The 18,773-nt window shown below is 70.7% G+C and carries 22 protein-coding genes; 5 read left to right on the forward strand and 17 right to left on the reverse strand.

Translation table 11 applies throughout. From position 1 onward, the window contains the following. Positions 1-33: 33 nt before the first annotated feature. On the reverse strand, positions 34-780 hold the full coding sequence (locus tag VFL99_RS05220) for a DinB family protein (RefSeq protein ID WP_325105277.1): 747 nt from the start codon (positions 778-780) through the stop codon (positions 34-36). A gap of 13 nt (positions 781-793) precedes the next feature. After that, positions 794-1,675 carry a LysR family transcriptional regulator gene (locus VFL99_RS05225; protein ID WP_325105278.1) on the reverse strand — a complete coding sequence of 294 codons (882 nt, stop codon included), beginning with the start codon at positions 1,673-1,675 and terminating at the stop codon, positions 794-796. 85 nt (positions 1,676-1,760) lie between these two features. On the opposite strand from VFL99_RS05225, the gene VFL99_RS05230 reads away from it, so the two are divergent. Continuing rightward, entirely contained in the window at positions 1,761-2,999 is a 1,239-nt protein-coding gene (locus tag VFL99_RS05230) for an MFS transporter (RefSeq protein ID WP_325105279.1), read from the forward strand. Between the two features lie 63 nt (positions 3,000-3,062). Beyond that, entirely contained in the window at positions 3,063-5,207 is a 2,145-nt protein-coding gene (locus VFL99_RS05235) for a S9 family peptidase (protein WP_325105280.1), read from the forward strand. Between the two features lie 3 nt (positions 5,208-5,210). Here the strand turns inward: VFL99_RS05235 and VFL99_RS05240 are convergent, their stop codons facing one another. Next, on the reverse strand, positions 5,211-6,098 hold the full coding sequence (locus VFL99_RS05240) for a universal stress protein (protein WP_325105281.1): 888 nt from the start codon (positions 6,096-6,098) through the stop codon (positions 5,211-5,213). 287 nt (positions 6,099-6,385) lie between these two features. On the opposite strand from VFL99_RS05240, the gene VFL99_RS05245 reads away from it, so the two are divergent. Continuing rightward, the gene (locus VFL99_RS05245) at positions 6,386-6,859 is read left to right on the forward strand and encodes a hypothetical protein (protein WP_325105282.1); all 474 of its coding nucleotides are present in this window, start codon (positions 6,386-6,388) and stop codon (positions 6,857-6,859) included. A 79-nt stretch (positions 6,860-6,938) separates the two neighbouring features. After that, positions 6,939-7,742, forward strand: a complete 804-nt coding sequence (locus VFL99_RS05250; protein WP_325105283.1) for an SDR family NAD(P)-dependent oxidoreductase — start codon at positions 6,939-6,941, stop codon at positions 7,740-7,742. Positions 7,743-7,744: 2 nt separating this feature from the next. Here VFL99_RS05250 and VFL99_RS05255 read toward each other — a convergent pair whose 3' ends face one another. From VFL99_RS05255 to VFL99_RS05300, 10 genes are all read right to left on the reverse strand, one after another. Beyond that, on the reverse strand, positions 7,745-8,029 hold the full coding sequence (locus VFL99_RS05255) for a gas vesicle protein K (protein WP_325105284.1): 285 nt from the start codon (positions 8,027-8,029) through the stop codon (positions 7,745-7,747). Next, positions 8,026-8,256: a gas vesicle protein GvpJ gene (gvpJ, locus tag VFL99_RS05260; protein WP_325105285.1), complete on the reverse strand. Its 231-nt coding sequence runs from the start codon at positions 8,254-8,256 to the stop codon at positions 8,026-8,028. The genes VFL99_RS05255 and gvpJ (VFL99_RS05260) overlap by 4 nt, the downstream gene beginning before the upstream one ends. Further along, positions 8,253-9,026 carry a GvpL/GvpF family gas vesicle protein gene (locus VFL99_RS05265; protein WP_325105286.1) on the reverse strand — a complete coding sequence of 258 codons (774 nt, stop codon included), beginning with the start codon at positions 9,024-9,026 and terminating at the stop codon, positions 8,253-8,255. The genes gvpJ (VFL99_RS05260) and VFL99_RS05265 overlap by 4 nt, the downstream gene beginning before the upstream one ends. After that, positions 9,019-9,381, reverse strand: a complete 363-nt coding sequence (locus VFL99_RS05270) for a gas vesicle protein (RefSeq protein ID WP_331683556.1) — start codon at positions 9,379-9,381, stop codon at positions 9,019-9,021. The genes VFL99_RS05265 and VFL99_RS05270 overlap by 8 nt, the downstream gene beginning before the upstream one ends. Further along, positions 9,371-9,802, reverse strand: coding sequence for a gas vesicle protein GvpO (gvpO, locus tag VFL99_RS05275; RefSeq protein WP_325105287.1), 432 nt, complete (start codon positions 9,800-9,802; stop codon positions 9,371-9,373). The genes VFL99_RS05270 and gvpO overlap by 11 nt, the downstream gene beginning before the upstream one ends. Before the next feature lie 3 nt (positions 9,803-9,805). Further along, positions 9,806-10,054 (reverse strand): gas vesicle protein GvpG, encoded by a 249-nt coding sequence (locus VFL99_RS05280; RefSeq protein WP_325105288.1) that lies wholly within the window; start codon positions 10,052-10,054, stop codon positions 9,806-9,808. 4 nt (positions 10,055-10,058) lie between these two features. Continuing rightward, positions 10,059-10,772 carry a GvpL/GvpF family gas vesicle protein gene (locus tag VFL99_RS05285; protein ID WP_325105289.1) on the reverse strand — a complete coding sequence of 238 codons (714 nt, stop codon included), beginning with the start codon at positions 10,770-10,772 and terminating at the stop codon, positions 10,059-10,061. A gap of 74 nt (positions 10,773-10,846) precedes the next feature. Then, positions 10,847-11,272 carry a gas vesicle protein GvpJ gene (gvpJ, locus tag VFL99_RS05290; protein ID WP_325105290.1) on the reverse strand — a complete coding sequence of 142 codons (426 nt, stop codon included), beginning with the start codon at positions 11,270-11,272 and terminating at the stop codon, positions 10,847-10,849. A 24-nt stretch (positions 11,273-11,296) separates the two neighbouring features. After that, complete coding sequence (locus VFL99_RS05295; RefSeq protein ID WP_325105291.1) at positions 11,297-12,568, reverse strand: SRPBCC family protein; 1,272 nt, start codon at positions 12,566-12,568, stop codon at positions 11,297-11,299. A gap of 2 nt (positions 12,569-12,570) precedes the next feature. After that, complete coding sequence (locus tag VFL99_RS05300; RefSeq protein WP_325105292.1) at positions 12,571-13,257, reverse strand: hypothetical protein; 687 nt, start codon at positions 13,255-13,257, stop codon at positions 12,571-12,573. 616 nt (positions 13,258-13,873) lie between these two features. Here VFL99_RS05300 and VFL99_RS05305 point away from each other — a divergent pair. Beyond that, positions 13,874-14,773 (forward strand): hypothetical protein, encoded by a 900-nt coding sequence (locus VFL99_RS05305; RefSeq protein WP_325105293.1) that lies wholly within the window; start codon positions 13,874-13,876, stop codon positions 14,771-14,773. A 152-nt stretch (positions 14,774-14,925) separates the two neighbouring features. Here VFL99_RS05305 and VFL99_RS05310 read toward each other — a convergent pair whose 3' ends face one another. The 4 genes from VFL99_RS05310 to VFL99_RS05325 all read right to left on the reverse strand — a co-directional run. Then, positions 14,926-15,669: a class F sortase gene (locus VFL99_RS05310; RefSeq protein ID WP_325105294.1), complete on the reverse strand. Its 744-nt coding sequence runs from the start codon at positions 15,667-15,669 to the stop codon at positions 14,926-14,928. Positions 15,670-15,702: 33 nt separating this feature from the next. Beyond that, positions 15,703-16,578 carry a hypothetical protein gene (locus VFL99_RS05315; RefSeq protein WP_325105295.1) on the reverse strand — a complete coding sequence of 292 codons (876 nt, stop codon included), beginning with the start codon at positions 16,576-16,578 and terminating at the stop codon, positions 15,703-15,705. A gap of 506 nt (positions 16,579-17,084) precedes the next feature. Beyond that, positions 17,085-18,071 (reverse strand): YihY/virulence factor BrkB family protein, encoded by a 987-nt coding sequence (locus tag VFL99_RS05320; RefSeq protein ID WP_325105296.1) that lies wholly within the window; start codon positions 18,069-18,071, stop codon positions 17,085-17,087. Between the two features lie 283 nt (positions 18,072-18,354). Next, positions 18,355-18,773 (reverse strand): ANTAR domain-containing protein (locus VFL99_RS05325; protein ID WP_325105297.1); only part of this gene is annotated, 419 nt, incomplete at its 5' end.

Raw genomic sequence — 18,773 nt, forward strand, 5'->3', positions numbered from 1 at the left:
CGGCCCTCGACTCGCTCCGGGTGCAGGGCGCACTCAGGTCGCGGTGTGCGCCTCGATGGCGTCGAGGTCGCGCAGGGCATAGCGGAGGTGTTCCCACTCCTCCTCGAGGATCACGTGCAGGCAGGACCGGGTGGTCTCGGGGTAGTCGGGATCGTGCGGGTTCCGGCGAGTGGTGGCGAGCTCTGCTGCGGTGACGGTCGCCAGGAAGTCGCGCACCAGGGCAACGCGGTCCGCGCGGGCGTCGAGCACCGCCGGGAACGCAGGTGCAGCGGTGGCACCGTCGGACGCGTCGCTCCGCTGGCCGTCGCGGAGACCGAGCGGGTGGAAGGGCTGCTCGCGCTCCAGGACGGCCTGGCCGAGCCACAGGTCCGTGGCGAGGACCAGGTGCCGCAACGTCTCCGCGAACGACCACTCACCGTCCACCGAGACGTCGACCGTGCCGTCCGGCATCGCGCCGACCCGGTCGAGCGCGGCCGACCATGCGCGCTCGAGCGCCTGCCAGGCCGCGCGCAGATCCTCGGGATCGGCGGCTCGCCGGGCATCGCGGCCCGGGAACCGGCGGTTCAGCTCGGCCTCGACGAACGGGGCCACGTCGACGCCGTTCACGTGCAGGGCGCTCGCGCCGTCCAGCAGCCAGGGCGCGTCGATGTCGGCGCCTTGCACGTCCACGCCGCGCATCACCACACCGGACAGGTCGGAGCCGACGAACCGGGCTCCGTGCAGGTCCGTCTCGACGAACTCGGCTCCCCGCAGGTGGTCGGTTCTCGTGAACGACGCCATGACGGTAACTCTCTCACGCACCCCAGTCCTGGAGGAAGGTGCGCAACCGCTCGGCGGGCGGGGGCAGCGTGGTGGCGGCGCGCCATACCAGCCCGATGTCCCGGCGCGCGGCCGTGCCCTGGAGGTCCACGAGCACCGTGCCCGCGGAGGTCTCCCGCGGGCCGTCCACGGGGACCGGGAGCAGTGCCACCCCCAGCCCCGCGCCGACCAGCCCCTCGACCGTTGCCAGGTCGGTGCACTCGAAGGCCATGGACGGGACGAACCCGGCCCGACGGCACAGCTCGTCGGTGTCGGCACGGAAGGCCAACGAGGGCTGCAAGCCGACGAAAGCCTCGTCGGCGACCTCGGCGAGCGACGCCGCAGTGCGCGCCGCGAGCCGGTGCCCCTGCGGCACGGCGAGGCACACCTGCTGCCGCTCGAGCAGCAGCCACCCGAAGCCAGGCCGGTCCGCGCGGGCGCTGATGCCGAGCTCGACCTGACCGGCCTCGAGGTCGCCGAGGATCTCGTAGGTGGCCAACTGGCGCAGGTCGAACTCCACGTGTGCCGCCACCGCGCGGAAGGCCCGGATCACCTCCGGCACCAGGGTGGCGGCCACCGAGTGCAGGATGGCGAGCCGGATGGTGCCCGACTCAGGGTCCCGCAGCCCGTGCACCTGCTCGATGCCCCGGTCCAGGGCGAGCACCGCGCTGTCGACGGCGGCGAGCATCAGCCGACCGGCGGGGTTGAGCCGCAGCCCGCGCGGTTGCCGCTCGAACAGCGGCGCGCCCACCGCGTCCTCCACCCGCCGGATCGCCCGGGACAGCGTCGGCTGCGGGGTGCGCAGCATCGCCGCCGCCTCGGTGAGGTGCTCCGTGCGCGCCACCACGACGAACTGCCGCAGGTCCTCGACGTCCACCCGTCACCTCGCCATGCATGGAACGCATCGGTTCGTTTCCGCCCGCTCATTTTACGTATGACGTCCGCGGGCGGACCATGAAAGGGTGAATCGTTCGACCGGCTACCGGGTGGGGGAGCCCGGCTACCGGCGGGTCACGCTCGGGCTGTTCTTCGCCGGCCTGACGACGTTCGCGCTGCTCTACACCACGCAGCCGCTGCTGCCGGAGCTGTCCGACCGCTTCGGGGTGAGCGCGGCCCAGAGCGCGCTCACCGTCTCACTGGCCACCCTGGGCCTCGCCGTGGGGCTGGTGGTCGCCGGACCGCTGTCGGACACCCGCGGACGGGTCTCGGTGATGCGGATCTCCCTCGTGGCGTCAAGCCTCATCGGGGTGGCCTCCGCCCTGGCGCCGAGCTGGACCCTCTTCCTGCTCCTGCGGGCGCTGGAGGGCGTCGCGCTCGCGGGCCTGCCGGCCGTCGCCATGGCCTACCTGCGGGAGGAGGTCCACGGGGACCGGCATCCCCAAGCCGCCGGACTCTACGTCGGGGGCACGGCGATCGGTGGAATGGCCGGTCGGCTCGTCGCCGGCGGGCTGGCCGACCTCGGTGGCTGGCGCCTCGCCGTCGGCGGTGTGGCCGTCCTCGGTCTGGTGAGCGCGCTCGCGGCCGTGCGGCTGCTGCCCGCCTCCCGGGGCTTCACCGCCCGCCCGGCCAACGCCCGCGCGCTGCTCGAGGCCACGTCCCGGCTGCTGCACGCCCCCGCGCAGCTGGCCCTGTATGCCATCGCCGCGACCGCGATGGGCGCATTCGTCGCGGCGTTCAACGGCATCGGCTTCCGGCTGTCCGCGGCACCGTTCTCGCTGAGCCCGGCGTTCACCGGCCTGGTCTTCCTCGTCTACGTCGTCGGCGTCGTCAGCTCGCCGTGGGCCGGCCGGCAGGCCGCCGCGCACGGCCGCGCCAACGTCATCGTGGCCGGCGCGGTCGTCACCCTCGCCGGGCTGGCCCTCACGCTCGCGCCCTGGCTGCCGCTGGTGGTGCTGGGCCTGGCGGTCACGACCGGCGGGTTCTTCGCCATGCACGGCGTGGCCAGCGGCTGGGTGCCGGCGCGGGCGCACATCGCCGGGGCGGCCGTGGCGCAGGCCTCCTCGCTCTACCTCATCGCGTACTACGTCGGCTCCTCCCTCTTCGGTGACCTGGCCGGCGTGGCCTGGTCCACGGCGGCGTGGCCGGCGGTCGTGGGCCTGTCCGGCGTGCTCATCGTCGTGACCCTGCTGCTCGGGCTGTTCCTGCGGCACGTGCCCCGGGCCCGGCCGGTGTCCGAGGAGCTGCCGCCCCTCCACGGCTGAGCTGGCCCGCCGGCCGCGGTGACCGTGGCCGGTGAGGGCGGGACCGTCGCATACAGTGCCTCGGTGAGCACTTCCACCGCACAGCCCACGAACCAGCCCCACGTCCCCAAGCCGCCCGTGGCCAAGCAGGTCGAGCACGTGCGTGAGCACCACGGTGACCGGGTCATCGATCCCTACGAGTGGCTGCGCGACAAGTCCGACCCCGAGGTGATCGCGCACCTGGAGGCCGAGAACGCCTACGCCCAGGCGATGACCGAGCACCTCGCACCGTTGCGGGACCAGATCTTCCAGGAGATCAAGTCGCGCACCCAGGAGACCGACCTCAGCGTCCCGGTGCTGCTCGACGGCTGGTGGTACTACTCGCGCACCTTCGAGGGCAAGCAGTATGCCGCGCAGTGCCGGGTGCGTGCCGAGGAGGGAGTGGGCCGGCCGGTGCTGTCCCCGAGCACGCAGGTGCCGGGCGAGCAGGTGCTGCTCGACGGCAACGTCGAGGCCGAAGGGCACGAGTTCTTCTCGCTCGGGGCCTTCGAGGTGAGCCACGACGCCACCCGGGTGGCCTACGCGGTCGACCTACAGGGCGACGAGCGGTTCGCGTTGAAGGTCAAGCAGATCGACACCGACACGGTGATCGACGAGGCTGTCGACAACATCGGCTACGGCGCCGTCTGGTCGGTCGACGGGCGCCACCTGTTCTACACGCGGGTCGACGATGCCTGGCGCCCCTTCCAGGTCTGGCGGCACGAGGTCGGCACGCCGGCCGACAGCGACGTGAAGGTCTTCGAGGAACCGGACGAGCGGTTCTGGATGGGCATCGGCTCCTCCCGCGACGACCGGTGGCTGGTGATCATGCTCGGCTCCCGCACCACCTCCGAGGCCCTGCTCCTCGACCTGGCCGAGCCGCTGGGCGCCCCGCGCCTGGTGGCGCCGCGGCGCGACGGGGTGGAGTACGACGTGGAGCCCGCCGGTGACCGGCTGCTGATCACCCACAACGCGGGCGACGTCGACTTCGAGGTCGCGCACGCGCCACTGGACGCCACGAGCGCCGACCAGTGGCAGCCCTTGATCCCGCCGGTACCGGGCGAACGGATCCTCGGGGTGGAGGCCTTCGCCGACTACGTCGTGGTCTCGCTGCGCCGTGACGGGCTGAGTGCCCTGCGGATCCTGCCGCGGGACGCCGGCGCGGACAGCGGCTTCGGGGCCGTCCGCGACGTGCGCTTCGAAGAACCCCTCTACACCGTCGGCACGGGAAGCAACCCGCAGTACGACCAGACCGCCGTCCAGGTCGTCTTCGAGTCGATGGTGACGCCGCGGTCGGTCTACGACTACGACGTGACCACCGGCGAGCTCACCCTGCTCAAGCAGCAGGAGGTGCTCGGCGGCTACGACCCGGCCGACTACGTCCAGCGGCGCGAGTGGGCCACCGCCCCTGACGGCACGCGCGTCCCGATCTCGTTGGTGGCCCGGGCGGACGTCCGGCCCGACGCCAGCAACCCGGGACTGATCTACGGCTACGGGTCCTACGAGATCTCGATGGACCCCTACTTCTCCGTCGCCCGGCTGTCCCTGCTGGACCGGGGTTTCGTCTACGCCGTCGCGCACGTGCGCGGGGGCGGGGAGATGGGCCGCCGCTGGTACGACGACGGCAAGATGGAGCACAAGCGCAACACCTTCACCGACTTCGTCGCGTGCGCCGACCGCCTCGTCGAGAGCGGCTGGGTGGCGGCGGACCGCCTTGTCGCGGAAGGCGGTTCAGCGGGCGGGATGCTGATGGGCGCGGTCGCCAACCTCGCCCCCGACCGGTTCCGGGCGATCCACGCGGCAGTGCCGTTCGTGGACAGCCTGACCACGATCCTCGACCCGTCCCTGCCGTTGACCGTGGGGGAGTGGGAGGAGTGGGGCGACCCGCTGCACCACGCCGACGTCTATGCCTACATGAAGTCCTACGCGCCCTACGAGAACGTCGCGCCGCGGCAGTACCCGGCGATCCTCGCCACGACGAGCCTGAACGACACCCGGGTCTACTTCGTCGAGCCCGCCAAGTGGGTCGCGCGCCTGCGCGAGGTCACCACCAACGACCCTGCCACGCGGCCGATCCTGCTCAAGACCGAGATGGTCGCCGGCCATGGCGGCAAGAGCGGTCGGTATGACGCGTGGCAGCAGCACGCGTTCGAGCTCGCCTTCCTCATCGACCAGGCGGGAGCGGCCTGAGCCTCAGGCCGCGGAGCGCTCCCGGATGAGGGCGATGGTGCAGTTCGCCTTCTGCAGCACGGCCGAGCTCACCGACCCCAGCAGCAGCCCCTGGAACCCGCCGTTGCCACGGGCGCCCACGGCCACGAGGTCGGCGTCGTGGGAGCGCTCGATGAGTATCTTGGCGGGGTTGTCCTTGACCACCTCGTGCGTGAACGACACGTCCGGGTTGGCGTTCAGCCGGTCCTTGAGCAGGCGCCGCACCGCGTCCTGCTGCTCGCGCTGGTAGTCCGCCCAGTCGTGCCCGCGTGCCGCCGCGGCTTCCTCGACGTCGCCGGGCCACCACGCCTGGACACAGACCAGCTGGGCGTCCTGCACGACGGCCTCGTCGAACGCCAGCTCCAGGGCGAGCTGCGCCTGGGGCGAGCCGTCGTAGCCGACGAGGATGCGGTGCGTCTGGCTGACGTCCTCACCCTGTGCCCCACGGACGATGATGACCGGGCAGTGCGCGTGCATCGCGACCTGGGAGGACACCGAGCCGAGGACGGTCCCCGCCAGCAGGCTCTGCCCCCGCGTGCCGACGACGACGAGGCGGGCCTCCTTCGAGGCGCGCACGAGCGCGGCCGAGGGGAACCCGGAGGACAGTCCGGTGGTGACCTCGATGGAGGAGTCGATGATGTGGATGGTCTCCGCCGCCTCGCGCAGCTGCTCCTCGGCCTGCTCACGCAGCATGCTGCGGTCACCCCCGAGGCCGTAGCCGAGGGAGGGGTAGTCCGGAGCGAACGCGTGGATGAGGTGGATGGGCCGTCCGGTGCGATGGGACTCCTGGGCGGCCCAGCTGAGGGCCTGGGTGCTCTGCCAAGATCCGTCGACGCCGACCACGAGGCTGCCGCTGCGCGGACTGCTGTTCATGGACTCCTCCTTCTCCAGTTCTCTGTTTCCACACTAGCCTCGTCCGCCTCGACTCTCAGTGAACACAACCTGTGGGCCTCCTGAACGCCCGGCGCGTCGGCGTGTCGTGCGCGCCGCCGGCGCCCTGCCGTCACGGTGACGCGGCGGTGCGCAGAGCGCCACGCCCCACCGTCGGGACGATGCCATTCCCGGGAATTCCTTGCTGTTCGGTCCGGCCGGGCAGCGGCTGTGGGACAAAGGGGGAGCCGGCCCCGTCCGGCGCCGGCGCAAGAGGCCGGGAGGTCATCATGGACAAGAGCACACTGGATCGACGTGCGGTGCTACGTGGCGCAGGCGCCGCCGGAGCGGCCGTCGTCGGAGGCGTGGCGCTCGCGTCGAGCGCCCAAGCCTCCCCGCAGGCAACCCAGCACCGCGTCGCGGGCAGCTGGCTGATCACCCACCAGGCCACGGGTGGCCCGCCGATCAAGGCGGTGGCGTGCTTCGCTGGCGGAGGCGTGCTGCTCGACTTCGAGCTCGCTCCGGCCGGCCCGGCCGGCGCAGGCTCCTGGGAGGGCCACGGAAACGGCCGGTTCACCGGCACGTTCTGGACCTCGGCCGAGTCCGGCCCTGCTCAGGCCGCTGTGCTGCGCGTCCACGTCATGGGCGCCGCCGAGGGAGACCGGATCTCCGGCACCTACCGCGCGACGGTGTACGACGCGAGCACCGAGAAGCCGATCGGCACGGAGTCGGGCCGCTTCTGGGGCCACCGGATCCCGTCGTAGCGCCCAGCGCCGTTGCGGCGCACCGGGCGGAGCCGGCGTGCTGGCGGTGCGGGGAGGCGGTCACCCTAGGCTGGCGCGCATGACCCCACCGTCACGAGGAGTCCTGGTCACCGGTGCGTCGCGCGGCGTCGGCGCTGCGACCGCACGCGCGTTCGCCGAGCGGGGCGACCGCGTCGTCGTGCACTTCCACCGCTCGCAGGAGCGCGCAGAAGAGGTCCTGCGCACCCTCCGCGGCGACGGCCACGCGCTCGTTCGAGCCGACCTGGCCGATCCCGCGGAGGTGCAGCACCTCGCCGGCGGGGCCGTGGCGGCGCTCGGCCGCATCGACGTGCTGGTCAACAACGCGGCTCTCTTCCTCGACCCCGCCGACGGCGGCAGCCGCCGCGGGGACCACCGCATCACCGACGTCGACTACGACGCCTGGGTGCGGGCCTGGCAGACCACGCTGGCCACCAACCTCCTCGGGCCGGCGAACCTGACCTGGTGCGTCGCGCGGCACATGCTGGGAACGCCGCCGGCGGAAGGGCTTCCGACCGGCCGGGTCGTCAACGTCGGCTCGCGAGGCGCGTTCCGGGGCGAACCCGACGTGCCGGCATACGGCGCGAGCAAGGCGGGGCTGCACGCCTTCGGGCAGTCGATGGCGATTGCGTTGGCGCCGCACGGGATCTCGGTGGTGAGCCTGGCTCCGGGCTTCATCGCCACCGACATGGGGGCGCCGGTGCTCGACGGCCCGGAGGGCCCGGCCGTGCGCGCCCAGAGCCCGTTCAACCGGGTGGCGTCGCCGGAGGAGGTTGCGCGCGCCCTGGTCGCGCTTGCCGAACCGGCCGCCGAGTGGGTCTCGGGAGCCGTCGTCGACTTCAACGGAGCCAGCTACCTGCGCTGAGGTCATTCCAGCAGGGTGCCCAGGGGGCCGAGGTCGAGGTTGAGGTCCTCCGGGGTGAGGTCGAACTGCTCGCGCAGGTGCGTCATGGCCCGCTCGAGCCGCATCAGCGCGGTCCCCAGCTCCTCGACCTGCTCGTCGGTGAGGTCGCCCTCGTCGACGCGGCGGATCGCCTGCCGCTCCATCAGCTGCCGCACGAGCTCGACGATGGTGAGCACCAGCTTGAACAGGTCGCGCTCGACGGAGTCCTTGTCCGTTGCCCACCGCTCCGGCAGCGCGTGGCCGGTCATCGACCTGCTCCCCGGTCCAGCTCGGCGCGGACCGAGGTGATCAGCGCACGCAGCTTGATCTCGACCAGGTCGATGCCGGCGATGGAGATCACGACGTCACCGCCGAGCACCACGCCCACGCCCAGGAGGCGGTCGAGCAGGTCCACCAGGGCGATCGGCTCGGTGGGCCGCTCGTTCTGGTGGGCGACGACCTCGGTGGCCTCTTCGGCGTGCAGCACCGAGGTCATGGCCCCTCCAGGGTGGCGAACGAGTAGGGCGGCCACGGGCCCTGCACGTCGACGCGCAGCTGCGGGTGCCGTGCGGTGGCGTCCTCGACGAAGGAGCGAAAGCGCTCGGCGCGCGAGTCATCCACCAGGTAGGCACCGTTGAGCACCATCACGCCGTGGTGGCCGCTTAGGCGGGGGTCCTGCGGGGGGAGGCGCCGGCTGGCGACCACGACGTCCCGCAGCTCCCCGTGGAGCGCGTCAGCGGCGCTGGCCGACGCGTGCGTCTCGTCCTCCCGCCGGTCCCGCTCCTGTCGACGTCGCTTCAGGTATGCCGTGCCTGACTCGTGGCCGCCCGACGTCCCGTCCGCGTGCCCGGCGCCCGCCGGCGGGTGCGCGGGGGAATAAGCCTTCACGCTCCACTCGTGGCGGCCACCGATGCGCTGCAGCGCCTCGGTGAGCGCCGTGGCCTCCTGCTCGAGGCGGTCCCGCACCGCGTCGTCGTCGAGGAAGATCGTCGCCAGCCGAGTCGGCGCGACGGTGGTGGCGGTGGCGAGCTGTTGGACGACCTCGTCATGCCCCCGGGCCACAGTCTCCAGCCACGACAGGTCCTCGAGGTTGCGGCGCAGGGCCGCCTCGCCGAACTCGTCCAGGTCCACGGCACTCACGACCGCGAGCAGCTGACGGTGCGTGACGGCATACACCGGCTGTTGGCGCAGCCCGCGCACGTCGTCAAGGGCGGGGGAAGCGGAAGCCGGGCACACGGCATACAGGTAGACCCCGCGCTCACCCACTGCCCGACTCCAGCTCCTCAACCCGCTCGCGCAGCCGCTGGTTCTCTGCCGCCAGCTCGTCGTGGTGGGCACGGCTGCTGAACATGGGGTCGGTCTCCCACCAGTCGATGCCCATCTCCTTGGCCTTGTCGACGGACACGAGCACGAGCCGGATCTTCACCGTCAGCAGTTCGATGTCCAGCAGGTTCACGCGGATGTCGCCCGCGATGACGATGCCCTTGTCGAGGATGCGTTCGAGCAGGTCCGCGAGGTTCGTCGGTTGGGGGCGGGTGCTGCCGCCGTAGGCAGCGGCGGGCCGCCGACCCGCGGTGTCCAGCGCGGTCGGCTGGGACTCGGTCACGTCCTCAGTCGTCACCGGTCCGCCCTCGGGTGTAGCGACGCACGCGACGGTAGCCGCGCATCCGGCCGGACTCGTCGAGCCCCACCTCGTACAGCGCCAGGATGTCGGCGCTGTCCGGGACCCTGCGTGATTCGACGACCTCGATCTGCACCGTCCAGCCGTCGTCGTCGGGCTCGATCGCGGTCACGCCCTCCGGTTGTCGTCCGGTCAGGGTGGCGAGCCGTTTGGCGGCGTGCTCGGCCACCGAGGTGAGCGAGACGTGCCGGCCGCCGTCGTGACCGGAGCCACCCGAGGAGGCGTGGTGCTCCCGGCGGTCGTCGTCCCCATGGTCTTCGTGACCGTGGCCGTCCTGGTCGTCGGCCGGCTCCGCAGTGCCGCGACCGTTCTGTTGCTGCTGGGCCTCCTCGCCTTCCTCTGCCGACTGCTGGTCAGCCATGGCTCACTCCTCCCGGCTCCGCGTGGCCCGCGCCTCGATGAGACGACGGATGAGCAGGTCCTCGCGTTCGGCGGCCTCCTCCTCGTCGATCAGCCCACGTTCGCGCAACTCAGCCACCTCCTCGAGCTCCTGGCGAATGGCAGCTGGGCTGTTCAGGCGCGCCTCGGCTTCCCGCTGCAGCAGCTCCGCAATGGCGATCACACCGCGGATCGGAGCGACCGGCAAGGTGAGGAGACCGGTGAACAGCCCCATGGACCTATCCTGCTCCCTCGGGCTCACCGACGAAGTCGAACGCCGCCAGGGGGCCGAGCAGACGCAGCGTGGCCCGCGCCCGCCAGTCGGCGGCCAGGTCCTCGGCCCGCGCCTCGAGCTCCTGCTGTCGGTCCGTCGCGACGAGCAGTGAGACGTCGGCCAGCCGGTCGAGTCCGGAGCCCGGCGTGACGCGGTGGTCATCCGCGAGCGGTGCCAGTGCCATGAGCAGCCAGTCGACGTCGCGCTGCCGTTTCGCGTCCACGGCACGGGCCACCAGTTCCCCCAACCGAACCCGGGCTCCGTGGGTCTGCTCCTCCGGCCGGTCGCGGGTCGCGGCGCGCAGGCGCGCGATCTCGGGCTCCTCGCGCACCACCTCGGCCAGCACGGCGTCCTGCACGTAGCGCGCCCGCACCGTGAACTGAGCCCGGCCCTCCAGCCGGCCCAAGGTGCCCGTCAACTCGCGCTGACGTGGCTCGAGCAGCTCCTCGACGATGTGGGTCTCGTCGGGGAACACCGAACCGAACGCGATGGGGATCACCGGTCCGGACGCCGCGAGGGCATTGAGCAACTCGCTGTGCGCCAGCAGGTCGTCGCGCACCCGGAACCTGTGCTCCGGGTCGATCCGCTCGGCGACGACGGCGAGCTCACCATGACGCAGCAGGGTGAGCTCGCGGCCCGCCGCGACCTCGGGCGCTCGGCCGGGGCTCGGGAGTGCCATGTGGGCGCCCACCACGGCATGGACCAGGAGCTCCCCGGTGTCAGGCGAAGCGCGGGTCGCGGGCTCCGACAGCATCACGAGTTTTCCTTCTCACCCTCGCGCTCCTGGGAGGAGGACCTCTCGCCGGAGTCCTCGTCGTCGTCCTTCCTGCTGTCATCCTTCTTGCTCTGAATGGCCTTCTTGACGCCCTTGATGGCACCGGACGTCTTGCCCTCGGCACCCTTCTCCTGGGAGTTGCCGACGATGTCGGTCAACCCCTCGCCGCCGTGCTGGTAGAGGTCCAAGCGGTTGGTCGCCTCGGCGAACCGAAGATAGGTGTCGACGCTCGCGATGACGATGCGCGCGTCGATGGTCAGGATTTCGATCCCCACCAAGGACACCCGCACGTACGCGTCGATGACGAGTCCCTTGTCGAGGATCAAGTCCACCACATCGGCGAGGCCACTCGGCTTCGGCCGTTCCAGGTAGCCGCTGCGCGGCCGTTCCATCGTCTCTGTCATCTCATCCACTCCTGCGCAATGGCACTATTCGCGTGCTTCGTCGCTCTCGCTGGCGTCCGTGTCCTCCTCGGCGGGGGGCTCCTCGCCGGTCAGTTCGTCCTCGCCGTCGGACTCCGGCTCGGGCTCCTCGCCGCCCTCGTCATCGCCCTCGGTCGTGTCCTGCTGACCGGTCTCCTCGGACTTCTCCTGCTCCTCCCCCAGATCGGAATCTTCTTCGTCGGTCTCGCCGTTCGCCTCGTCCTCGGACTGTTCGCCGCCCTCCTGCTGGCCCTCGCCCTCCTCCTGCTGGCCCTCCTGGGCAGCCCGGCCTTCCTCGTCCTCGCGACCTTCTTGCTCCTGGCCCTCTTGGTCCTGGCCCTCTTGCTCCTGGCCCTCTTGCTCCTGGTCCTCTTGCTCCTGCTGTTCCTGCTCGGCGACGGCGTCGTCGTGGGTCTTGGTGACCTCTTCGTCGTGGATCTCTCCCCGCCAGCCGGTGACCTCGTCGGGGGCGAGGATGGTGTTCATCATGACGTGACGACGGAAGTGCTTCATTTCCAGTCGTGCCCGCCGGCCCTGGGCCCGCCAGATGTTCCCGGTCCGCTCCATGAACCCTTGGGGGTAGTACTCGAGGGTGACCAAGATCCTGGTGAGGCGTGGGGCGAGCTCATGGAAGCTCACGCTTCCGTCGACGTGTCCCTTCTGGCCGGTCGAACGCCACACGATCAACTGGTCAGGGATCTGCTCCTTGATGGTGGACTGCCAGGAGCGGTGCGACCAGAAGACCTGCGCCTTCATGTCGACCTTGGGCTCGTCGTCCTCCTGCTGGGCGGTCTCCACCTTCTTCATGAAGTCGGGCCAGTCCTCGTACTGGGTCCACTGGTTGTAGGCGACGTGCACCGGCACGCCGACATCGATGCTGTCGACGAAGTTCGTGGACTTGGTGGCCTTGCCACCGCCTCCGCCACCACCGCCGCCCATGCCGGGGATCGCGTCCTTCACCTTGTCCTTGACGCCCGAGAGCGCGCCCTTGAGCGCACCCTTGGCCGGGGAACCGCCCTCGACGGCCTCCTCGCCGGCCTTCGACGCGGACCTGCCGAGCACGCCACCGACGTCTCGCTCACCGCTGGCCACTTCGTTGAGCCGGTCGGTGGCGTTGTCCACCCAGCCCTTCGCGTGGCCGACGGCACGCCCCATCGCAGCGTCCTTGAGCTCACGGAGCTGGCTCTTCAGCATGTCCATCGGCAGCTCGGTGAGGCTCGACTTCACCTGCTCACCCATGGTGGGCTTCGAGGTCTGGTCGTTGCTGTTCTCCGACATCGTCAACTCCTCCGCCCGCTGCTCTTGCTGGTCTTCTCCGCGGCCGATCCGCTGCGGGTGCTCTTCTTGGCGGTGCCGGAGCGCTTCTGGCGAGAGCCGGACGACTCGTCGTCGGCGGAATCGTCCTCAGAGGACGCGTCGGAGGGTTCTTGGTTGGAGGACGCTTGGCCGGAGGACTCGTCGGGGGACGACTCCTCCTCCTCCGCAGACTTCTTGTCGGCGGTATCCGTCTCCTCGTCCGCTGCTGCCTCGGTGGCCTCCTCGCCCTCGTCGCTCGACTCCTCGCCCTGGTCGGACGTGGAGTCTTCGTCCTCGGCCGGCGGCTCCTCATCGCCGGCCTCGACGCGCTTGAGCTGCTCCGTCCCGGCACCGCTCTCTGCGGCCTGGAGCAACTGCTTGGTGCGGCCCTGGAGGTTCTCCGTGAGTCCGGTGACCCGGTCGGTGGCCACCTTCACCGCGGCCAGCCGGGCGGCCTCGAACAGCTGGGTGCGCACCTGCTCCGAGAGCTCGGCGAGCTGGGGGTTGTTCTCGACCAGCTCCTGCGCCTGCCGGGCGAGCTGCCGTGGGTTGGTGGAGAGCTTCTTGCCGGCGATCAGGCCGCCGACCGCGATGGCCAGCCGAAGCTTGTGCCGTCGGCCGAGCAGATAGCCGCTGGCCACAGCGGCGACGATGCGTACTCCGGGTCCCATGGGCCCTCCCTGGGTAGGCGCTATCCGTGCCGGGGGGCTACCCCACGCCGCGATTCTCCAAACTCTGGGCCCTGGCAGTCAGTCGCGCAAGAGGACGCCGTTCAGTGGGTCTCGTCGTGCTGCTGTGCGAGGAACCGTGCGGATGCCTCATCGCGGCAGCCCGCGGCACTCCAGGCGCACGACTCGTGGGAGCAGAATGCGGCCCAGCCCTCGCCATCAGGGCAGATGTCGGTGTGCGTGCGAATGAGCGTCATCGCAGGGCTCCCTTCCATGCTCACGGGCGTGCCTAGCCATGGTCTCTCCGCGACGACGGCCGTCTCGGCCGCGACACGCCTGGCAGCACCCGGTCGCCTCGTCCTGCTCACGTCGAGGAGGTCCAGTGTGGAGTACTCCGGTTGGGGGTCGGAGTCGATGACGTTCCGGCGCCACCATTCACCCAGGGCACTCATCGCGGGAGCTCCTTTCCCTGCAGTGTGGGGTGGTTTCCACTGTCTCTGAATCACCCGACGGGCTGCTGGAGGCTTGCCGTGAGTTCGCTGCGAGCCCCCGGGCGCGCTGCGGGTGGCTTGGGGCCGCGTTCAGGCTGCTTTCAGCATGCCGACCACATCGTTGCCGTGTGCTGAGCGATGGCCGTGGAGGAACGCTGTTGCGGGGCGTGCGTGCCCTGCTGGCGGCCATCGCCGTGACGATGTTGGTGGCGGCGTGGGCGACGCCAGCGGGAGCACCGATGAGCCCGTTACCCGACAGGGCTGGCCGATGGAGGCTGCTGGGCTGGCGGCCGGTGCCCGCGAGTGGTGCCGACCAAGGGGTTGCCACGCTGTCGCTGCCGGGCAGCCGTGAGCGACTTGTGTTCCGGGGGGACGGTGACGTCAGCGGTTCGCTGCGCGCCCGAGGGTGGTGGCACGTCGGTGACCCGGGCAGCGCCGGTGGCTACCTGCTGGCGCCCTACCAGGGGCAGCCGTCGCGGCGGGCGAAGCTGTTCGTGCTCACCGCACCGGACGGCCGGCGGAGCAACTGGCTGCACCGGCTGGCGCCGGGCGAGATGGTCAACAACTCCTTCGTGGCGATCGCTCCATCGCGCCACTGGTTCGTCGCCGGGGAGTGGGGGAGAATGACCCGTCTGCTGGTCTTTCCCATGCCGGCGCACAACGCGGCAGCGCGCCCGGGACGAGACCTGCCCCTGGCGGCGACGATCCGGCTGAGCCGGCAGGTGCGCAATCTTCAGGGATGCGGCTTCGCGTCGGCGACCGCCTTGGTGTGCACGGCCAACAGTCCGGACGCGCCGGTGTTCGGGGTGTCCCACGGGCTGATCGCCATCACGTTGGCGCACCCCGTGAACGGGCGGCAGATGAGCGGCAGGCCGGTGCTGCTCGGCGCTCTGCCACAGGTGTCGCGGTGCGGCCAAGCGGAGACCGAGGGAGTGGATGTGCACGGTGACCGCCTGGTGGTGGTGGCCCACGAACGGGGGGCGTGCCGCGGCCGGGTCGACGTGTTCACCTACCGAGCCGCAGGGTAACCGCACCCCAGGGCCCACCGCGGTGAAGGCCCTTCTCTGGGTCGAGGCGTCACGACTGGGCAGGGCCTTGCTGGCGCGCCGTTGGTCCATGGCCTGGTAGACCTCGGCATCCTGGCCGAGCGGGATGGGGCCAGCTGCGGGTGGGCGGAGGTTCAGGTGCGGTGGTTGCCGGTCAGGTGGGCGTAGACCACGAGGTTGTCCAGGTAGTGGCCCCAGGTGGGGTCGAACTTGCCGGTGCAGGAGATCAGTCGCAGTCCGGCGTGGTTGATGTTGCCGTAGACCCGGGCGGTCGGGAAGTGCTTCTTGGGGTAGGCCTCCAGGCTGTCGACGGTGAAGACCGCGACGGTGTGGTCGGCCAGGGTGACCTCGATGTGGTCACCGGGGCGCAGCTGGCCGAGCCGGAAGAAGATGGATCGTCCGTCCTTGGCGGCGTCGGTGTGCCCGACGATCACCGACGGGCCGGGCTGTCCGGGGGTGGGGGAGCCGGTGTACCAGCCGGCGGGCACGCCGCCGGTGGCCGGGGGAATGTCGATCGCACCGTGGGTGTCGGTGCCGTACGCGGCCAGGTGTGAGTGGTGGATTCCGATCGCGGGGATGGTCAAGGCGATCGGTGTGGAACGGGCCAACACCGGACCGACTACCGCCGGCGTCGACGGGCTGGACGGTTCGGCGGCGGTGTGGCCGGCCCGAGGTGCCCGCTTGCCGGTGGTCTTCGCCGGGGTGGGCGGTGCGGGCAGGTTGCCCTCGGCGGTTGGGTGCGCGGCCGAGGCGGGGGGCGCGGCGGCGTGCACCTGGGCGCGGGCGCCGAGGAGCACCAGCACCGCTGCGGCGAGAGTGAGCATGACGGCCACCGCGGTCGCCAGGTGGCGGCCGCGGTGGCCGAACTGCAGCTTCATGGTTGAAGTTCTCCCGTGCCGTTCAGGGATGGATCAGTGCTGCTTGCCGAAGCGGCGACGGAGGGCCAGCACGGCGCCTGCGCCCAGCAGGAGCCCGCCGGCTCCGTAGAACAGACCCTGGTCCTGGACACCGGAAGTCGAGCCGCCACCGGTGGCTACGCCACCAGAGGGCATGGTGTTCATCTGGGAGGAGACCAGCTTGCCGCACACCGCGGGTGCGGTGCCGATCAGCGCGAGCTTCTTGTTCGCCCCGGGCAGCGTCACCCCCAGGGAGTTCGGCGTGCTCAGGGAGGCCTTGGGCGCGTTGGCCGGGTTCAGGCCGTGTACCACCACCACGGCCTTGTTGTTCTTGATCGCTGACAGGGTGTCCTGGTTGAGGGTGAAGGTGCGCTGGTAGGTGAAGCTGCCACCCCCGGGGGCCACGGTCACGTCGGTGGCGGTGTCGGCACCGGTGCTGCCCTTGGTCGAGAGGGTGGTGCCGATCATGCCGTAGGCGTGGTGTCCCTCCACGGTGGAGATGACGCCGTCACCGTTGGCATCGGCCGAGGACGTCGGGCACACGCCCTGCCCGTTGATGTGGATGTGCTGCACGTGCGGGAACGGCTTGCCGGCGAAAGCGGCCGGGATGCCGAGTGCGGACAGCGTCTTGGTGTCCGTCGGCAGCGTGGTCGCCAGGCCCGACACCTGCTCGCTGACCGTGGCCCGATCACCGTTGATGGTGATCGTGACGTGCCCGGAGGCCGCGCCTGAGGGGGTGTTCAGGGCGACCGGAGCAAGGGTGGCCTGATAACTGGTCCCGCCCGAACCGTCAGTTCCGGCCGCGTGCGCGGCCGGTGCCGTGGCACCGAGCGCCGCAAGACAGCCCGCGACCGGGACTGCGGCCATCAACATCTTCTTCTTGGTGCGCATGATGAGCTTCTTTCTCCCGTTTCGGCCCAGCCGGGCGGACGCCCCACCAGGGTCTGCTCACCGCAGGGCCGACGCCCTACGGGTGTGCCTCCGCCAGCGCTGGCCTCGCGGCCGGTGGTCCGCGGCCAACCAGCCACGGACCGCCGGTGCGGGGAGAGCCCCGGCAAGCCGGGCGCACATCAAGGATTCGGGGCCACTCGGCGCCCGGATGGGTCTGGTTTCCTTCAGCCCGTGGGCCAGCGCGAGGAGGGCGGCCCCGTCCGTGGATACGCCCCCGTGCCGGCCGGGGGTGCTAGTCGCTCTCCATCGGCGGGGCCATCTGTGCGGCCGTGGCATGAGGTGGCCACAGCAGGAAGAGGTCTACCCCAGGCTCGCCTACCGTGCTGAGCTGGCCCCGCCGTCTGGGCCCGAACCTGCGGGTGTCCGCGTGCGGGCCCGGGTCCTTCCCGACGTTCGTGCAGGACCATCGGGGAAGGAACCTCGGTGCAGCTGCGAGCTCTCCGCCTTCACGTGTCGTCGCGGCCGTCGTTGGAAAAGTCAGTCCGGACCTCTTCCTCGGCGTGGTACTTCCGCTCCTCAGCGTAGGCTTGGTAGGCGCGCTGGTCGGCGTCGGTCTTCGGAGCGTTGACAAGGCCGCGCGGGTGCAGCCGTTCGGCGAGGACAACGTTGAGTTGTGCCCCGAGCAGGGTGACGATGCTCTGCAGGTAGAACCACCACAAGATGGTGATCACGGTGGCGAAGTTGCCGTAGGTTCCCTGAGCGCTGTGCAGGTGCCGGCTGATGATGAACGACGACAACGACTGCAGCACCCAGAACACGAGTCCGGACAACACCGCGCCAGGCAGCACGTCGCGCACGGTGACGTCGCGGTCCGTGAGCAGCCGAAAGGCCGCGATGAACAGGCCGACGTCCAGCAGGATCGCGATGGCGAACCCGACGATCCGTCCGAGCAGACCCAAGCCCAGGCTGGCCGAGGCGCCGGAGACGAAGCCGGTGATCAGCGTGCTGAGCACGAGGCCACCGCCGATGGCGGTCAGGACGGCCACGCTGCGGCCGATCTGCTCGACCAGCTTGGGTTGATCGCTGCGCGGCACCTCCCACACCGAGTTGAACGCGAACTGCGTTGTCCGGACGACTGCGAGGCCGCTCCACAACGCGCTGACAGCCCCCACGATGAGGGCCCACCACGACCCGGACAGGCCAGCCACAGTGGAAGCGTCGAGCAGCGGAAACATGCGAGCCACGTTCTTGAGCACCTGGGCCTTCGTGCTCCCCGGTAGGAAGAAGCCCAGCAGCGTGATGAAGAGCAGCAGGAGTGGAATCAACGAGAAGAAGGCCCAGAAGGCGATCATGCTCGCCAGGTTGGTCGACTTGTCCTCCCCGAACTTGCGGACCACCGCGACGGGCACTGCCAGGGCGCTGTGCCGCTGCTGGAAGTCATCGGCCCGGTCCGTGACGCCCCGAGCCCGGGAGTCGGACTCACCCTTGCTCATGGCTGTCTCCTCGTGTTCAGTCGATGGGACATCGCATCGCCGGCCCGCACGTTGCCCCCGGACTGGACCGATCGCGGTGGGTGGCGATCGTGGCTCCATACTCCTGACATCCATCCGTGGCCGCCCTCCGGTACCCCACACCAGAGCGCAAGAACATGGTTCGATCGACAGGCGCACCGCTCCGGCAAAGTTGACCGGCGGTCAGCCCCCGTGGGCCGGGGGACAGCGGCGGCCCGGTCACCGTGTGGACCGGGCCGCCGTGCGATTCAGCGCAGGTGAGGATTCAGGTAGCGGTGTCGGGGAGCGCGTCCATGGATGCGTGGATCATGTCGATGACCGCGGCCTCGCCGTTGCGGGCTTGATGCACCATGGCGGCTGCCACGTGGGCGAGTCGGACGTTGGTGTTCTGGGACGCTCGCTTCAGCAAGGCGAAGGCTTCCTCCGGACCACAAGCGCAGCGGAGCATGAGCATTCCCTTGGCTTGGTCGATTGTCGCTCGGGAGGTGAGGGCCTCCTGCAGCTGTCGGTTCTGCCTGGCCAATGCGGCGAACTCGTTCAGCGCGGCGGCCAGCCCTTCCCAAACCGGCGCGTCGTCGACGGGTGCTACCTCATAGCGAGTGGCAGCCATCTTGGTCAGGGCTTGCTCGGGCAACGGCGTGACGTCGACGACTCGGTGGATGACGCCGAGGAGGTCATCCCCGT

The organism is Segeticoccus sp. (genome assembly GCF_035708005.1).

Excerpts from the sequence above, each read along its gene's own strand:
- VFL99_RS05220 (WP_325105277.1), bottom strand. The coding sequence starts at position 780 with ATGGCGTCGTTCACGAGAACCGACCACCTGCGGGGAGCCGAGTTCGTC.
- VFL99_RS05240 (WP_325105281.1), bottom strand. The coding sequence starts at position 6,098 with ATGAACAGCAGTCCGCGCAGCGGCAGCCTCGTGGTCGGCGTCGACGGA.
- VFL99_RS05245 (WP_325105282.1), top strand. The coding sequence starts at position 6,386 with ATGGACAAGAGCACACTGGATCGACGTGCGGTGCTACGTGGCGCAGGC.
- VFL99_RS05250 (WP_325105283.1), top strand. The coding sequence starts at position 6,939 with ATGACCCCACCGTCACGAGGAGTCCTGGTCACCGGTGCGTCGCGCGGC.
- VFL99_RS05255 (WP_325105284.1), bottom strand. The coding sequence starts at position 8,029 with ATGACCGGCCACGCGCTGCCGGAGCGGTGGGCAACGGACAAGGACTCC.
- gvpJ (WP_325105285.1), bottom strand. The coding sequence starts at position 8,256 with ATGACCTCGGTGCTGCACGCCGAAGAGGCCACCGAGGTCGTCGCCCAC.
- gvpO (WP_325105287.1), bottom strand. The coding sequence starts at position 9,802 with ATGGCTGACCAGCAGTCGGCAGAGGAAGGCGAGGAGGCCCAGCAGCAA.
- VFL99_RS05280 (WP_325105288.1), bottom strand. The coding sequence starts at position 10,054 with ATGGGGCTGTTCACCGGTCTCCTCACCTTGCCGGTCGCTCCGATCCGC.
- VFL99_RS05285 (WP_325105289.1), bottom strand. The coding sequence starts at position 10,772 with ATGGCACTCCCGAGCCCCGGCCGAGCGCCCGAGGTCGCGGCGGGCCGC.
- gvpJ (WP_325105290.1), bottom strand. The coding sequence starts at position 11,272 with ATGACAGAGACGATGGAACGGCCGCGCAGCGGCTACCTGGAACGGCCG.
- VFL99_RS05295 (WP_325105291.1), bottom strand. The coding sequence starts at position 12,568 with ATGTCGGAGAACAGCAACGACCAGACCTCGAAGCCCACCATGGGTGAG.
- VFL99_RS05300 (WP_325105292.1), bottom strand. The coding sequence starts at position 13,257 with ATGGGACCCGGAGTACGCATCGTCGCCGCTGTGGCCAGCGGCTATCTG.
- VFL99_RS05310 (WP_325105294.1), bottom strand. The coding sequence starts at position 15,669 with ATGAAGCTGCAGTTCGGCCACCGCGGCCGCCACCTGGCGACCGCGGTG.
- VFL99_RS05315 (WP_325105295.1), bottom strand. The coding sequence starts at position 16,578 with ATGCGCACCAAGAAGAAGATGTTGATGGCCGCAGTCCCGGTCGCGGGC.
- VFL99_RS05320 (WP_325105296.1), bottom strand. The coding sequence starts at position 18,071 with ATGAGCAAGGGTGAGTCCGACTCCCGGGCTCGGGGCGTCACGGACCGG.